At 57.3% G+C, this 16141-nt stretch carries 14 protein-coding genes; 11 read left to right on the top strand and 3 right to left on the bottom strand.

The genetic code is table 11. The annotated features are described in order from the left end of the window. The first annotated feature begins 206 nt into the window (after positions 1–206). Both AB3175_RS08510 and AB3175_RS08515 read left to right on the top strand, forming a co-directional pair. Positions 207–1892 (top strand): FecR domain-containing protein, encoded by a 1686-nt coding sequence (locus AB3175_RS08510; protein ID WP_367360517.1) that lies wholly within the window; start codon positions 207–209, stop codon positions 1890–1892. Between the two features lie 157 nt (positions 1893–2049). After that, positions 2050–4329 (top strand): CHASE2 domain-containing protein, encoded by a 2280-nt coding sequence (locus tag AB3175_RS08515; RefSeq protein ID WP_367360518.1) that lies wholly within the window; start codon positions 2050–2052, stop codon positions 4327–4329. Positions 4330–4356: 27 nt separating this feature from the next. Here the strand turns inward: AB3175_RS08515 and AB3175_RS08520 are convergent, their stop codons facing one another. Further along, on the bottom strand, positions 4357–6357 hold the full coding sequence (locus AB3175_RS08520) for a response regulator (protein ID WP_367360519.1): 2001 nt from the start codon (positions 6355–6357) through the stop codon (positions 4357–4359). A gap of 521 nt (positions 6358–6878) precedes the next feature. On the opposite strand from AB3175_RS08520, the gene hgcA reads away from it, so the two are divergent. The 6 genes from hgcA (at position 6879) to AB3175_RS08550 (ending at position 10860) form a co-directional block, all read left to right on the top strand. Next, positions 6879–8033: a mercury methylation corrinoid protein HgcA gene (gene hgcA / locus AB3175_RS08525; RefSeq protein WP_367360520.1), complete on the top strand. Its 1155-nt coding sequence runs from the start codon at positions 6879–6881 to the stop codon at positions 8031–8033. 57 nt (positions 8034–8090) lie between these two features. After that, positions 8091–8537 (top strand): 4Fe-4S binding protein, encoded by a 447-nt coding sequence (locus AB3175_RS08530; RefSeq protein ID WP_367360521.1) that lies wholly within the window; start codon positions 8091–8093, stop codon positions 8535–8537. A gap of 81 nt (positions 8538–8618) precedes the next feature. Then, a complete protein-coding gene (locus AB3175_RS08535) occupies positions 8619–9161 on the top strand; it encodes a YeeE/YedE thiosulfate transporter family protein (RefSeq protein WP_367360522.1) in 543 nt (180 codons plus the stop codon). Next, complete coding sequence (locus AB3175_RS08540) at positions 9158–9688, top strand: YeeE/YedE thiosulfate transporter family protein (protein WP_367360523.1); 531 nt, start codon at positions 9158–9160, stop codon at positions 9686–9688. The genes AB3175_RS08535 and AB3175_RS08540 overlap by 4 nt, the downstream gene beginning before the upstream one ends. A gap of 185 nt (positions 9689–9873) precedes the next feature. After that, a complete protein-coding gene (locus AB3175_RS08545) occupies positions 9874–10233 on the top strand; it encodes a DUF488 domain-containing protein (protein WP_367360524.1) in 360 nt (119 codons plus the stop codon). A 36-nt stretch (positions 10234–10269) separates the two neighbouring features. Beyond that, positions 10270–10860, top strand: a complete 591-nt coding sequence (locus tag AB3175_RS08550; protein ID WP_367360525.1) for a hypothetical protein — start codon at positions 10270–10272, stop codon at positions 10858–10860. A gap of 69 nt (positions 10861–10929) precedes the next feature. Here the strand turns inward: AB3175_RS08550 and AB3175_RS08555 are convergent, their stop codons facing one another. Next, entirely contained in the window at positions 10930–12432 is a 1503-nt protein-coding gene (locus tag AB3175_RS08555; protein WP_367360526.1) for an FAD-dependent thymidylate synthase, read from the bottom strand. A 245-nt stretch (positions 12433–12677) separates the two neighbouring features. Beyond that, positions 12678–13523: an esterase/lipase family protein gene (locus tag AB3175_RS08560; RefSeq protein ID WP_367360527.1), complete on the bottom strand. Its 846-nt coding sequence runs from the start codon at positions 13521–13523 to the stop codon at positions 12678–12680. Positions 13524–13761: 238 nt separating this feature from the next. Here AB3175_RS08560 and lexA point away from each other — a divergent pair, with 238 nt between their 5' ends. The 3 genes from lexA to AB3175_RS08575 all read left to right on the top strand — a co-directional run bounded on the left by lexA (position 13762) and on the right by AB3175_RS08575 (position 15982). Then, positions 13762–14349 (top strand): transcriptional repressor LexA, encoded by a 588-nt coding sequence (gene lexA, locus AB3175_RS08565; protein ID WP_367360528.1) that lies wholly within the window; start codon positions 13762–13764, stop codon positions 14347–14349. Between the two features lie 57 nt (positions 14350–14406). Beyond that, on the top strand, positions 14407–14634 hold the full coding sequence (locus AB3175_RS08570; RefSeq protein WP_367360529.1) for a hypothetical protein: 228 nt from the start codon (positions 14407–14409) through the stop codon (positions 14632–14634). 235 nt (positions 14635–14869) lie between these two features. Continuing rightward, positions 14870–15982, top strand: a complete 1113-nt coding sequence (locus AB3175_RS08575; RefSeq protein WP_367360530.1) for a DUF362 domain-containing protein — start codon at positions 14870–14872, stop codon at positions 15980–15982. Positions 15983–16141 lie beyond the last annotated feature (159 nt).

The raw sequence follows: 16141 nt of genomic DNA on the forward strand, positions 1-16141 counted from the left end.
TCAGGCTTGTTCCCTTTCCTCTCGGTATGACGATCCTAGGCCACAGCCTGTAGCGGGGAATGAACGAGGTCTCGTTTTTGTCGGTCCGGTAAGATGATGCTGCAGGGCATTTGGATCGGTTGATTTCCTTTGACAAGTATGCAGATCTCGGGTATCTCTGACTCCTTATTTAAGTTGAATAAAAAAGTTAATTTATGGAGTGTACAATGAAAAAGTGTGCTCTTATTCTGATGGTTCTCCTTTTCTTTGTTGCCCAGCCGACAAACGGCAGTGCCGGCATGAAGTCTTCATCCGCAGAACGCTCTACCCAGGACGATCAGATACCAGATACAGGTTGCCGTAAAGATTCCCGCAACTTCAGCAAGTCCGGCCACAGCAGTGGAACGCCGGCTGATCGGAAGGTCCGGGTTTGTTCCAGCACGAAAAAAAGGCTTAAAGGCAGTCGATATTCCGGGAAGCCTGTTCCCTCCCGGAACATGACGCCCCTGAAAGGTTGTGTGGCCCTGGTGCAGGGAGAAGCCCGCATGCAGCTGAGAGGAAAAGGGGACTGGATAAGCCTGAAAGCCGGGGATCATATTCCTCCCCGGAGCAACCTGAGGACCGGACGGGACGGCGCCGTGGAAATCAAATATGAGGACGGCAGCAGTTTATTGCTTCGGTCCCACACGGAGGTAACGATCATCGAAGCCTGGAAGACCAGGACATCCCGACTGCTGCGCGATTTTTTCCTCAGCGCCGGGCGGGTGACAGCAAAAGTCCAGTCGGTCATGGGGCGATCATCCCGATTTCGCATCCACACCCCGACGGCGATTGCGTCGGTTCGAGGAACGGAATTCCGGGTCACCGTGGACAAGGAGCATGAAACCTGTGTGGAAGTCCTCAAGAGCCGCGTCACCGTCGATACGGCCACAAAGGTCATCAACCTGGCGCAGGGTGAAGGCGCCAGAATAAAGAACCCGGCCAGGCCGCTGCCCCCGCGGAAACTCCTGCTTGCGCCGAACCCCCTGGGCCTGGAATCTCTTTACAACACGGCGCCGGTCATTTCGCTCGCCTCTGTCGGCGGCGCCCAAGCCTATCGCGTGATGGTTGCGAAGGATGAGCAGGGGAAGCAGCTGGTGTGGGAACGCGAGGTCAGACGCGGCGAGCGCGTGACCATGAGCGGTCTTGACGACGGTTCCTATTTTCTCCTGACTCAGAGCATCGATCCGATCGGCCTGGAAGGCGTTCCCTCCGAAGCGTTCCCTTTCACAATCCGGGAAAATCCTCTTCCCCCGATGCTTCTTACCTCCGGGTGTGAGCGCCGGGGTGGAGAAAAGGCGGTGACCCTGGAGTGGTTGTCTGTCGCGGACGCGGCACGATATCACCTTCAGATCAGCGAGGACGGGGATTTCCGGAATCCTGTCGTGGACAGGCCCGATCTGGCGGCCGTGTCATTCAGGGCTGAGGGACTGGAAAACAAGCCCTATTCGTTCCGGATTCGTTCCGTTGCCAGGGACGACAGTCCGGGAGGCTGGTCCGATCCAGTGGCGATTCCCGCACCCTGCCCGCCGCAGGCATCCTCCGGCGCCTGGCCGGATTTCTCTGACGGCATGATCACCCTGAGGTCAAGGAGTGCGGGCGAAGGCTTCAAGTATCATGTTCAGATAGCCAGGGACGATCGATTCCAAGAGATCCTGGTCGATGAGAAGGTGGACGGGCCGGAGATATCGGTCAGAAAACCGAAGGAATCCGGAACCTACTTTGTCCGGATCGCTTCCGTCGACGGAAGCGGCAAAACCGGCAGTTTTTCCCGGCCGCAGAGTTTCGCCATCCAGAACCGGTTTCCGCCCGAATGGATTGGGATTGGGAGTGGAACCGGTCTATTTCTTTTGCTTCTGCTTTTTACCCTTTAAGGCTACCCGGAAGAAGGGGACCGGAAAATCGCTTCCTGCCGTCGATCAGGGCTCCGATCTTTGGCGAAATGCAGGCTTTCAGTCTTCCGTGGTCTGCCGTCAAGGGTCATGAAGCTCTTGTCCGGGGCATGACTTTTATGAAAGAGCACCGCTGTCCATGATGCCCATCCGGAAGATTCTTCTGGCTGCTTTATGCCTGCTGCTCCTCCTCGGCCTCGAGTATCTCGGTTGTTTCGAAGGGATGAACAATTATTTCTACGATCTCGCCTTTCGTTTTCGAGGTCCGGAAAGGCCCCTGGACAAAATTCTCATTGCAGCCGTTGATGAGAAGACGCTTGACCGACTCGGACCCTGGCCCCTGAAACGAACCTGCTATGCTTCCCTCCTTGAAAAAATGAAGCCCTCCGGCATTGTGGCTTTTGATATCCTCCTGTCCGAGCCTTCCCCCCTTGATCCTCTTCTTGCCGAGGCCATGAAAAAAGGCCCTCCGGTTGTTTTGCCGATCCTGATCAACGAGGACCTGATGATTGAGCATCCTGCCCGTGCGCTCTCGGCATTTCCTGCGGGACACGTTCATGTTGAACGGGGGATCGACGGGGTAGCCAGGGAAGTACATCACACGCTCTATTTTCAGGGGCGGCTGCTGCCGTCGTTTGCTTCGATGGTCCATGAACTGGCGGGAGGGCGCTCCCTTTCCCGGGGAGCCCACCCCCCGGAGCCTGAGGACGAAAAAACCATTTTTCAGGAAAATCTCATGAGAATCAATTACGCAGGCGGTCCGGGAACCATCCCCCGCGTTTCTGTCTGCGATGTTGTCCAGGGGGCTTATCCCGAGGACCACTTCCGGGGCCGGATCGTTCTGGTTGGAATTACAGCCATGGGACTGGTGGACAGCGTCACAACCCCCTATGCCGAAACCCGGATGGGTATGTCGGGTGTAGAGGTTCAGGCCAATATCGTCAACAACCTGCTTCTTGGCAACGAGATCCGTGTGGTTTCCCTGGCGGCAAGCTGGTTGATCGGCGTTCCGGTCGCCCTGTTGCTTTATGGCCTTTTTTTCCGAATGACGGAAGGGAGCTGCCTCCTTCTTCTGATCGCCGCCGTGATGATTTATTCCCTGCTCACCCTCCTCGCTTTTTTCGTCTGGCATGTCTGGAACCCGCCGGCTGCAACCATGCTCAGTTTTCTGGTTCTCCTGACTCTGGCCTATCTCCTCAAACTCCATGCAGCGGCGGAAAGTCTCGGTGCGACCTATGCGGCCATCCGGCCGCACCTGAGAAATGCGGGGGGTAAGGATGAGCCGGGTTACGGCAGAGAGGGGATTGCGGGGCTTCTCACCCCCAGGGGAATTCAGCGGCAGGCCCTTTCCCTTCATGGAATCGCGCATCAACTGATCTTTGAAAAGGAGCTGTCCGATCGGATTCTGTTAAGCGACATCTTCGGCGTGGCGGTTTTCGACCCCGATGGAAGGCTGATGCTGGCCAATGGCGATATCCATCGGCTCTGTGCGGAAAATGAAATCTTTCTGAACGCCAGGGATCGTTTTCTGTCCGATCTGGCCGGCCATGTCCTGGAAAAGGAGGCGAGCGAACCGGCCTTCGAGCAATGGCTTCAGATGGGGGCCATTACGGTCTTTCTCGACAGGCCGGAAAGGCGATATCTCAAGGTGGACGTTTCACTGCTGCCCGTTGCGGAGAAGGCGTACTCCCTGTTCCTTCTCACCGACATCACGCAGGTCAAGGAAGTGGAGCTTCTGAAAGGTCAAATCGTATCAATCGTCTCCCACGAGTTGAGGACTCCCATGGCCAATATCCAGGGCTTCAGCGAACTGCTGGCGGGCAGTCTGGAGGGGGATCTCAAACAGTATGCCGGCATTGTCCTGGAGGAATCGGAGCGGCTGACCAAATTTGTCAACACCTTCCTCGACATCAATCGGCTGGAGGAGGGGCGGGAGCGGATGGAAAAAACCCCCGTTTCCGTTCCGGACCTCGTCCGGAAGGCTCGAGTCAAGATGCAGCCCGCGTCGAAGGGCAAGGGCATCGAGCTCCTTGCCGAGGTTCCTGCCGATATGGCTCCCGTTCTTCTGGACCGGGATGTCACCGAGCAGGTCCTTTTGAATCTGATCGAGAACGCCCTCAAGTACAGTCCGCCGAACCGGCCTGTGATTCTTCGGGTTGCGGAAGGGCCGGACTCCGTCATCATCGAAGTGGCTGATAAGGGGTACGGGATCCGGGACGAGGACCGGGACCGGATCTTCGATAAATTCTACCGGGCGAACGTCGCAGGTGCTGAAACTGTGAAAGGATCGGGACTGGGGCTGGCTTTTGTGAAGCGGGCCGTTGAAGCTCAGGGGGGGCGGGTGATCGTCCGGAGCGTCTTTGGAAAGGGATCCACCTTTTCACTTGTCTTTCCCAGAGCGGTGCGGCCGGAGATGTAGGTCCATCGGAATCTCGAAGCCTGCGCTTCAGACCAGGACTTTGCGGACAGCCCGCGCCAGGTCCCCGAGGGACAGCGGCTTCATGAGGAATTGGCGGATGCCGATCTCCTGCGCCCTGACTTCGGAAATCAGGTCGCTGTACCCGGTGCAGAGAATGATGGGTATATCGCTGCGAATCTTCAACAGCTCCTCGGCCAGTTTGTCTCCCCTCATGTTGGGCATGGTCATGTCCGTGATGACAATATCAAAGGAATCGGGCTGAGCGCGAAAAAGCTCCAGCGCTTCCGCGCTGCTCTGTCTGGCGGTCACATGAAACCCGAGGGCCGTGAGCATGGATTTTGTCACGTCGAGAATGGCCGCTTCGTCATCAACGAACAGGACGCGTTCGCTGCCCTTGGGGATCGGCTCCGAGTCTCCGTTGTCTCCGGGTTCTTCCGGTTCAATCAGGGGCAGATAAACACTGATGGTTGTGCCCTCTCCCGGTACGCTGGCGACATGGATCCTGCCGCCGTGATCCCGGACAATGCCGTAAACAACGGATAACCCCAGGCCGGTTCCTTCTCCGGGGCCCTTGGTGGTGAAAAAGGGATCAAAAATCCGGTCAAGAATCGCCGAATCGATCCCGTGTCCCGTATCCCTGACCCGTAATCTGGCGTACTCGCCTGTAGCGAGATGGATGGACGGATGCCGCTTGCCGGGAGGGATTTTTTCCTGAGCGAGTTCAATGTCCAGGATGCCGCCCCGTTCCCTCATGGCATGAAAGGCATTGGTCGCCAGATTCATCAGGATCTGGTGCACCTGGGTCGCATCGGCGAGAATCATGAGGGACTGGTCGGAAATCCGCTGATTGATCTGAATCGTGGACGGGATCGTGGCCCGAAGCATCTTGAGCCCCTCCTTGATGACCGGTGCCAGGAGGATGGGCTTTTTCTCCTGATCCTGAGGGCGGCTGAAAATGAGGATTTGTTTGATCATGTCCTTGGCGCGATTGCTGACCTGGAGGGCCCGGTCAAGATAAAACTGGCGCTTTTCCGGGCTGGGGGTCAGTTTGGTGAGCTCCATGTACCCGATCATGGCGCTCAGGATATTATTGAAATCGTGGGCAATGCCTCCCGCCAGTGTCCCGATGGCTTCCAGTTTCTGGACCTGCTTGAGCATTTCGTTAGCCCGCTTCAAATCCTCCGTCCGCTCCTGAACCAGTTCCTCCATATGGTGGTGGGAGTCCCGCAGCGTTTTTTCGGCCTGTATCCGCCGCGTGACATCCTCGATCAGGATAAGAATGTTGCTGAACTCTCCGCAGGAGGGCAATCTTTTTACGGACAGGATGCGTTCTTTGCCATCCTCTGTTTCCGGCTGCTCGATCAGGATCTGATCCGGAGAGTGGGAACCGAGGAGCGACTCTATCTGGGTTCTCGCCTCTCCTTCAAAGAGGGTGGGAAGCGGAACAAAGAGGATCTGATCCTGTGTCTGGTCCAGGATCTTCATGGCCGGAGCATTGACATAAACAATCTGGCCGGAGCAGATCTCAATGATCCCTTCCGCAATGCTGTCAAGCATTGTCTGCAGGTATCGGTTCTTGGCAATCAGTTCCTTGGTCAACTGCCTCGCATTGGTGCATTCCAATCCGATCCGGCCGGTTTTCCCCGGGCGGGAACCGCTGGTCTGCACATCTTCAAGGAGGGCTAAAATATGGGATTCCGTCTCCTTGAAAGAACCCTTGGCGATCAGGGCATCGGCGCCTATGCTAGAAGGATCCAGATCCAATTCATGGGCTGCCGCTGACATGATGGCCAGAAAGACGCTTTTCAGGGAATCCATCCGGCGGATTTTCTGGCACAACTCATCACCGTTGATGTTCGGAAGAAAGTAATCACAGAGAATGATGTCGGGGGTATAATGTTCCAGAGCCCTGAAGGCTGACAGAGCGTCCATGGCCGTGACGACCTCATGTCCGGCATCGGTCAACTTTTTTTCCAAAAACATGCTGAGATGGCTATTGTCGTCAATGATGAAAATTTTTTTCCCCATGGTACCATCCTTAAAATGTCAGGCGAGTAATGCGCTCACAGAGCGACATAAAAACTGGTATAAAGGCAAGTCAACGACCCCGGTTTGCACTCGATTCAAGTCCAAAGAAGGAGGCCGTTACCGGCCTGAGCCAGAAAAAATCAACTTTAATGAGGAAACGGAGTATGGCATATGCCTTTTCATCATTCAAGGTTAAAAAAGAGACCAGAAAAAAATGATGCCTCTCCCCTGCAAGGTCCTCAGGCTGCAGAGGAGGGAGGCCGGAGAAAGGACCTCTCCGGTCGGCAGGTTTGGCCGTATCCGGGGCGTCATGTTCCGGCGGCAGGCAGCGGAGAACGAAACATGCGGGTAAGGCCGCAGGTCCCGGCTCGTGAACCAATAAATCATCTATCTATATAAAATAACTTGTGAATTATAAATTTAAGTTTTGTTGAGATGGAAATTCGTCTATAGTGATTATCAGAGATGATTCAAAAAGACAAAACGAACGGAAAGGTTTCCGTCGATTCGGGAGTCATGTTATGCCGTCGGAACAGCAGAGCCGGAAGATCATTTCCGGGATCTCATCGAAGACCGCTGGCGACGAAGGGGGTCGGACTTCATCAGATCTTCCCGGCCTTCATCAATCTTTCGTCCGGGGTTTTCTGCACACACCCATCGGTGCTGTTCCCGTCGTGGAAGCCGATCTTTCCCGCCGGGATCTGCTCGGCAGCCTCAAGGTCCGCTTTGGAATCGGCTGGAGGAACTACTCTCTTGATCCGGGCCTCTACGCCCTGGGCAGACCGGACGAAGCGTCCCCGGTGGTGGTTTCGGCAAACGATAAAGCGAGCTTTGACCGTCTGCGGGAGGCCCTTTCCGGCAGGTCCGCCTGGATTCTCGTTCTCGACACGCAAGGGGTAAATGTCTGGTGTGCCGCCGCGAAAGGGGATTTCGGGACGGAGGAGCTGGTCCTTCGCCTGCAGTCCAGCGGGCTGGGACAGGTGGTGAAGCATCGGCGGCTGATCCTGCCGCAGCTTGCAGCCTCGGGAGTGGCCGCCCACGAGGTTCGAAGCCGGACCGGCTTTACCGTTTCCTATGGCCCGGTGGAGGCCTGCGACCTTCCCGCATACCTGGATGCCGGGATGAAGGCGACGGAGGCCATGCGGAGAAAGACCTTTCCCCTCCGGGATCGGATCGCCCTTATTCCCATGGAATGGATTTCCAGCCTGAAGCTTTTGATTCCGCTCTGTCTTTTTTTCCTGCTTGCCGCCGGGATAGACGCAGAATACGGATGGAAGACGGCTCTTGCCTTCGATTCAGGACTCTTCATGGTCTATGCCCTGCTGGGGGCATTTTTTTCCGGGACGACGGTCACTCCGGCGCTTTTCCCGTGGCTGCCGGGCCGGACGTTTGCCGCCAAGGGGCTGTGCCCCGCCTGGATCATCGTCCTGTTTCTGCTCAACGCCCGGCTGACCTCCCCCCTATCTCTGCCGAGGGTTCTGGAGTCTTTTTCCGTCCTCTTTCTTGTGCCCGCCGTTTCCTCCTTCCTGGCCATGCGATTTACCGGTTCTACGCTCATTACCTCCCTGTCCGGGGTGCGCAGGGAAATGCGCCTGGCTCTTCCCCTGCAGATCGCCGGAGGGCTGGCGGGTCTGGCGCTCTGGATTGCCGCGAAGACGCTCCGGATTCTTTGGTGAGGAATGTCAAGCAGCCGACAGGAGTGTTGAAAAAGCACGATGGAAACGCTGCTCTGCTTGGAACATGTTGTAACTCTGCAGCTGGACGGGGAAAAGTGCATCGGCTGCGGCATGTGTCTGGAGGCCTGTCCCCGCCGGGTCCTGCTCTGGGCGACAGATGAGGAGCACCCCATGCAGATGCTCATCAAAGTGGTCATCAGTGTGTCCGTTATTGTCCTGGCGACTGCCCTTGCCAGGAGGTTTCCTCTGCTGGCGGGCCTGATCGGCGTCATGCCGTTGACCGGTGCCCTTGTTCTGGTCTGGGTCTATCTTGAGAACGGGGGCGATCCACAGATCATGCAGAGCTTTGCCAAGGGGGCATTCTGGGGCATCCTGCCGACCCTGCTGTTCTTTTTTGTGGCCTTTCTGTGTTTGAAAAAAGGGTGTTCACTGCCGGAGGTCCTAGCCGCGGGTTTTGCCGCCTGGACCGCAGCTGCCTTCCTGCACCAGTGGCTGCTGAAATAAGAGCAGCGGCTTCAGGAACATCGTGTAAGGATCGCCCTGGCAGTCCCCTTGGAATCTTTCTGGAAGAAAGGAGATCGCGTGATGAAGAGAAAAACGAAGGATCGAGGCTGGAGCCCTTACCTCGCCGGGGCCCTTCTGGGGCTCCTGGCCGTCGTCTCCGTATGGGCGACGACCGCTCTGCTGGGGAAGAGCACCTATCTGGGAGCCTCAACGACATTCGTCCGTGCCGCCGGCCTTTTGGAGCGGACGGTTGCCGGAGAGCACGTGGCGGCGAACGAGTACTTCAAGAAGGAAAAGGTGCGCGTCGATTGGCAATTCATGCTGGTTTGCGGCATTTTCCTGGGAGCGCTGGTCTCGTCCCTCTCCGACAGGAGCTTTAAACTGGAAGGTGTTCCCCCCGTGTGGAAAAAGCGCTTCGGGCCGTCCGTCGGGAAAAGGGCGGCCGGAGCCTTCCTCGGAGGCATTGTCGCCATGGTAGGCGCCCGGATGGCGGACGGCTGCCCCAGCGGCCATGGCCTCAGCGGCATGATGCAGCTGTCGGGAAGTGCCTTTGTGGCGCTGGCGATGTTTTTCTGCGTGGGTGTCATTGTTGCGGCCATTTTCTATGGAAGGAGGGCGTCATGAGCACGGAACAGATACTGGGCCTGATGACGGGTGTGGCCTTCGGGTTTCTTCTGCAGAAAGGTCGCGTGCTGCGATTCGAGAAGCAGCTCGGCGCCCTGATGCTCAGGGACATGACCATCTTCAAATTCATGCTTTCGTCGATCCTCGTCGGCATGGTGGGGATTAACCTGCTATCCGACGCAGGAATCATCACCTTGAGCCATAAAGCCATGAATGTCGGCGCCGTGGTGGTGGGCGGCGCCCTGTTCGGAGCCGGCTGGGCCATCATGGGCTTCTGCCCTGGCACATCCGTCGGCGCACTGGGGGAAGGACGCTGGCATGCCCTGTTTGCCGCCTTGGGCATGGTGGCCGGGGCGGCTCTCTATGCAGAGCTCTATCCTTTTTTCAAATCCACCGTTCTGGCGTGGAAAAACTTCGGCAAGATCGGCCTGCCGGAAGTGACGGGCCTTTCGCCATGGGTCATCATCGCCCTGTTCTGGGCGGCCACGATTTCCCTGTTCGCCTGGTTCGAAAAGAAAGGGCTGTGAAGGGCAACGGCGAGACAACGCGACGGAGATGTCGTATCGGCCGGGTTTGTTTGTAAGGAAAAGTACGGGGAAGCTCACGGTAATCGTTGGCCGGGAAGAGAGGGCCCTCTGAGAGGAAAACGCGTCTGATCCGGCGGGGAAACCCCTGTCGGTCTTCAAGGAAAGTGCTGACGGGCTGAGGCTCTATGAACATCAAGCTGAGAAGGGCTTATGAAGCCCCGCAGGAAGAAGACGGATTGCGGATTCTTGTGGACCGGCTCTGGCCACGCGGCGTGTCCAGGAGTTCGGCTGGGATCGATCTGTGGCTCAGGGAAATCGCCCCCAGTGACGCTCTCCGGAAATGGTTCGGCCATGATCCGGAAAAATGGGCCGGGTTCCGCGACCGCTATGCCGGGGAACTCGACCATAAGCCCGAAGTCGTTGAAGAACTTCGGAAGAATGCCTGCCATGGCACGATCACGCTCGTGTATGGCGCCAAGGACACGGAGCACAACAATGCCGTTGTCCTGAAAGAATATCTGGAATCGGATCGGAACCAGCCCTGAACGCTGTCAGGCTCCAGGGAAAACAAGGAGGCGGCAATGACACATCGGATCGATGAACTGATCGTCAAGATCAAGGAACTTGAAGAGGAAATGGAGATTGAGTTCCAGAGGAAACGGGAAGATCTCCTGACCAGCATCGACAGGAAGCGCTTCCGCCTCAGTGAAGAGGTGGCCCTCCAGCAGCGCCGTTTCAGACAGGGCGTGGTCCGTTTCCTGATCGAAGCGCGGCTGCTCAACATCCTGACGGCTCCGTTGATCTACTCCGGCTTTCTCGTTTTCGTGCTGCTGGACCTGCTGATTTTTGTGTACCAGGGCATCTGCTTTCCCGTGTACGGCATTCCCAAAGCGAAACGATCCGATTATCTCGTCTTTGACCGTGTGGATCTTCCCTATCTCAACGCCATTGAGAAGTTCAACTGCTTCTACTGCTCCTATGCCAACGGCCTGGCTGCCTATTTCCGGGAGGTTGCCGCCCGCACGGAGCAGTACTGGTGTCCCATCAAACATGCCCGCCGGATTATGGCCGCTCACGACCGCTATCCCCGATTTTTCGAGTACGGCGATGGCGAAAGCTACCGCAAGGGGCTGGAGCGGCTGCGCAAGGAATACGAGAAGCAGGGAATTTAAACGGACTGTGCCGATGCCCGGCAGGGCGGCATCATCCGAAACCCCTGCATCCTCTATCTTTCCCGTTCCTTATCCCCTGGACGGGAACAGGGCGTGGTGCGCGTCCCGAAAGCCGTCCTTGCCGGTGGCCAGCATCAGGGTGAGGGGCATGACCTTCCGGGCAAGAACGAGCATGTCGTTCACAAGCCGGCGGATGTCCCACTGGGCGTGAGCGTCGGCCCGCAGGCGGGCCATGTGGTAGAGCTCCCGGGCATTGACCTTGAGGAGGACCCGGCGGCGGTGTGCATTGGTGAGGATGTAGGCGGCGGCTTCCGGAGCCGTTGAGGCGATCCGCTGATAGACCGCTTCCGTCCGGGCAATGACTTCCCGGAAGGTTGGTTCCATGCCGGTTTCCACAATGGCGTCGGGAATCGTGACCCCGAGATCGGGATGGTAGTCCTGAACGGTAAGGGTGGCCATCCGGTGCCGTTTGAGCTGGGCGAAGCAGCTTGCCGAGAGGGTCAGCTCAAAGGTCAGGTCCGCATATTCAAACTCCCTCAGAACCGCATCATGCTCCGATAGGAAGCGGAGGGCCTCCTCCAGAAGGGCCGTTTTTTCGGTGGGGCTCATCCGGTGCACCAGGGTCCGGCATCGGTGGAGGGACAGGGACAACGAGGAATGAAGCAGCGCCGCCAGGATACGTTCATCGGCGTCCGGCGCGGCCTCGATCAGGCGGACGCCGCCCATTTGCCGGCCTTCTTCCCCGCCTTCACCAACCTGCGGATCTTCCCCGTCGGCATATCGGGCCGACAGGGCTCCGCCTGCCCTGCGCAGAGCCGGCCGGGTGTCCCGGTCAAAGGGGGTGGGGTCGGCGTAGCGGATGAGGGACGGCGCAACTTCAAAGGTCCTCTCGTAAAGCTGCCGGCTGATGGCCCGGCACTCCGTTAAGGGATGGGCGGCCAGCCGCCGCAGCATGAGTTCAAGATTCCGGGTGTTGAGGGTCATCCCCAGCTGAGCCTCCGTTGCCAGGGAAACGATGTAGCGGGCGTCCTCCTTGGCCCATCCCTCCAGGATGGCCCGGTTCGCGGGGAGGGCGGCCATTTCCGGATGCTTTTCCAGGACGTAAGGCAAAAGCTTTTCATACAGGGCGTGATAGAGGGCGTTCTGCTCCCCGATCATTTCCCGGAAGGCCTCTTCCAGCCCCGCCTGCCGGACCTCATCGGGAATCACGAAATCGTCAGCCAGCAGGATGTAGCGCTGGGATTTCTCTGTGTAGGAACAGAGGCGGCATTTTTCGATTTCCTCCGCCGCCAGCCGGGAAATACCCAGGATATCGATGTTGAAAACGGCGTGTTCGGCAATGGAGCTGTGTCCCAGACCGAAGACGATGGTCTGGTTGGACTGCCTGGCCTTTTCGACCGTCTCCCGGGCAACGGCCCGCAGCTCATCAACAGGCCGGGGATCGCGGCTTATGCGGGCATAGGCGGCGGAAAGGGTTTCAGGGGTCAGATTGCGCAGATCAGGCCGGGCAGCCTGCAGCTGCCGGATCGTTTCGTAATCCAGGTTATAGCCGGCCAGAAGAATCTTCATCATGAAAAGGCTCCTAATTAGAAAAAACCCGGGCAGGATATCCATGTGCGCGGATTTAATCAAGGGGGGATTACGATCATTCCTCTCGAAGAATGGTCGGGAGGTTCTGCGCGATTTCCCATGTTCAAACGGCCGGTCTTGACGGCTGAATCCAGGGAAAACGGTTTGCGAATGATTCCGGCGCCGTCCCGCCCGTCGATCAAGCGCGGACCCTTCGGTGGGACCGGGCCGGCGGGATCGCTGCGCCGTCAGAGAATGCCGCGGAGCAGTTCGCTCATCTCAGGACAACGCAGATAGCCATAGATCTTGTGATAATTCTTTTTGCCGTCCGGTCCCTGGTAGTTGTTCAATATCAGGTCGTCTTCAACCCTGACGCCCCGGTCGTTGGCCTCATAATCATTCCGGAGGCGGGCATCAAAGGCGACAGGATCTCTCGGGTCAGACAAATTCACCCACCGCTTCACGACGCTGGGGGTGCGGAGAATGTTCCATTCTTTGGCGATTCTCGCTGCAACCGTGGGAAGCCCGAGAGGGGAGCCGATCGTGACGAAATTATCGACTCGATACGTCATATCGGTGTCTCCAAGCTCTCTGAGGGCATCATACGCAATGATGGATCCCATCGAGTGCGCAATGAGGGTGATTCGCCGGTTCTTGCTGCCGTCGATGGCATCTTTCACCAATCCCCTCAGCTCGGTGCGGTTTTCATGGCTGCTGTAATACAGGCCAAGGTCCGTCAGCTTCCTGTTCAGCACGGCCTCGGTAACCAGGCCGAACCCGAACCACTCCTTGGCCTTCTGGATCATGTCGCCCGGAACATCAGAGACATATCCTCTGAGTTGGTCCATAAAGCCGTCCCGGTATTTCTTGATCGGTTGGTCTGAAGGGGTCGCGACATAGGGTTCGGGATCGGGGCTTACCGGATCGGGGTAATTAAGATGCGCCCAATGGACCGGGATATAGTCGATGGTCTGGATGTCGAGGGAGCAGTTTCTTTTTAATCCTTCCCGGATCGCCGCGATCCAATCCTGGGCGTGTTTCTCCCGGGGCGGCTTGTTTGCGAGTCCATGAACACCGATAATGACATAAGACATGATCAGTCTCCTTTCTCATTTTTTTGGAGGATGACGTGCCCTCGGGGCAAAGCAATGATCCAGGAAAAAATCTTGTCTGAATGGCACGGTGAAGTCAAGAAGAAATGGTTCATTAAGCAATATCATATTCAGAAGTTGACTCATCTTTCGCTGTGAGGATCCCTGACCTGGATGAAGAAGATCAACCGGCTGGAAGATTTTTCTTGACAATAGAACGGTCGTTCTATAATAGTGAGTCATGAAAGAAAAACGAACCGTTCAGAGCGTGAAACAACAGATTGCCGCGTTCTTCCGCGAGAGCAGGCGGATGCCGACCTATGAGGAGATGGTGGCGCTCCTCGGCGTAAAGTCGAAAAGCGTTGTGCATTTCTGGGTGGGCAAACTCATCGAGGCGGAGATCCTGGAGCGGGATTCAAAGGGGCGTCTTGCCTGGAAGCAGCGGCCCTTTTCCATCCCCCTGGTCGGAGAGGTCGCCGCCGGTTTTCCCTCTCCGGAAGAAGAGGAGCTGAGGGATATCCTCTCCCTGGATGAATACCTGGTGTCCAGGCCCGAAGCAAGTTTTCTGCTGCAGGTATCCGGCGATTCCATGATCGGGGAGGGGATTATGCCGGGGGACCTCGTGATTGTGGAAAAGGGCCGGGAGCCGAAAAACGGCGACGTGGTGATTGCCGAAGTGGACGACGAGTGGACCATGAAAACCTTTCGAAAAGAAAAGGGCGAGGTCTATCTTGAGGCGGCCAATCCGAACTACCCGCTCATCCGGCCTCGGCAGGAACTGAAGCTGGCCGGGGTGGTCACGGCCGTCGTCCGGAAATACCATACCTAGGGCGGGACTGAGATAACAGACAGAAAACCTGATTTTTCATGTGACAGGAGGGTAGAGATGAGAACAATGACCGCAGGAAACGCCGGATATTTGAGCGGAAGAAATGCCGTGGCCCGGTGCCCCTTTGACCTTGGAAGGCAGCTCCGCCGCTTTCAGCGCTATGTCGAGACTTCCGATTGGGACGAGCAGCTGATCCGATTTGCAGCCCGCTATGACAGGGCCCTCGTATACGTCGTGGCCGGATTGGCTCTTGCCGCCGCTTTCTCCCTGTCACAATCCCTTTGATGTTTCCAGTTTCAGCGGCCGATGCCGCGATACTGAAAACCGGCACAACGCCGAGGCGGATGCACGGCGTTGCGTCGGATGCGGCACGAAATCCAGTCGCCGCTTCTCTTTCCTTCCCGCCTTCGTGAGGCCCCCGTTCTCCATAAGATATCCGGGAATTTAAATAATGGCCCCGGAAAGCCTTTAATGATAGAATGGCCGATCTTTGCCGCACTCAGGAGCTTTGGTCCGGTTCATGTCTCTCGTTATGATTCGAAAATCCTCGTACCGGTACGAAACGTTGCAGCCTTTGGTATTCGCCATGCTGGATCGTTTCGGAGGACGGAACCTCTCCGCCCGGAGCCGGGTGCTGATCAAGCCCAATCTGATGACCTACGCCGCCCCTGAACAGGCCCTCTTGACGCATCCTCTGGTCATCAAGGCCGTTGCGCAATACGTCCTGGAGCGGGGCGCCCGCCCCCTCATCGCCGACAGTCCGGCGCTGGGTTCCTTCGGCAGGATTCTTCAGGAAAGCGGCATTTCGGAAGCCCTGGCCCCGCTGAACGTGGAATGCCGCCCCTTTCAGGAATCCCTGAAAATCGACATCGGCCCGCCCTTCGGATTCATCGACATCGCCAGGGAAGCGATCGAGTCGGATTTTATCATCAATCTCCCCAAGCTTAAAACCCACCGCCAGATGATCCTCACGCTGGGCGTCAAGAATCTCTTTGGGTGCATCGTAGGATACCGCAAACCGGAATGGCACATGAGGACAGGGGTCAATCATCCCCTCTTCGCCCGGCTGCTGGTCCAGATTTACCAGCGGATTTCTCCTGCCGTTACAATCCTCGACGGGATTCTGGCCCTGGAGGGGGAAGGGCCTGGAAAACGGGGAGTTCCGAAGGAGATCGGCCTGCTGATCGGAAGTGACAATGCCCTGGCCATCGACAGAACGGTTTGCCGAATCCTGGAACTGGAGCCGGAGGCAATCCCCGTCCTGAAAACCGCCGGTGAAAGGGGGCTTCTGGAAGAGCCGCTTTCCATCGACGGCCAGCTGGAGCCTGTCAGGTCTTTTGAGCTACCCCGGTCCGTGCCGTCTCTGCTCTACGGCCCCCGGATCCTGCAGCGCTTTCTCAGGCTCTACTTCCTTCCCAGGCCCGTTGCCGAACTGGATCGCTGCCGGCATTGCGGGGCCTGCTGGGACATCTGCCCGGCGAAAGCCATCAACGGAAGCGTTCGGCCCCTGAAATTCATCTACGACCAATGCATCCGCTGCTTCTGCTGCATCGAAGTCTGTCCCCACGGCGCTCTCCACACGGTGGACCCCATGCCGGCCCGCCTGGTTCGAATGCTTCTGGCCCGCCGGTGACGGCCGGGAGGAGGACAGTTCAGAGATAAGAAATTATGGTGTTATCTTTATGATTTTATATTAGATCTTGACAAGGCTGCATGGCATGATTATATCTGCGGGGTTGAAGGAATGGAGTTGAAATGCTGTCCGGACCTAAAAAATATTGCAGGTCTTTCC

Source organism: Syntrophus sp. (in: bacteria) (assembly GCF_040768185.1).
Classification (GTDB): Bacteria; Desulfobacterota; Syntrophia; order Syntrophales; family Syntrophaceae; genus Syntrophus; species Syntrophus buswellii.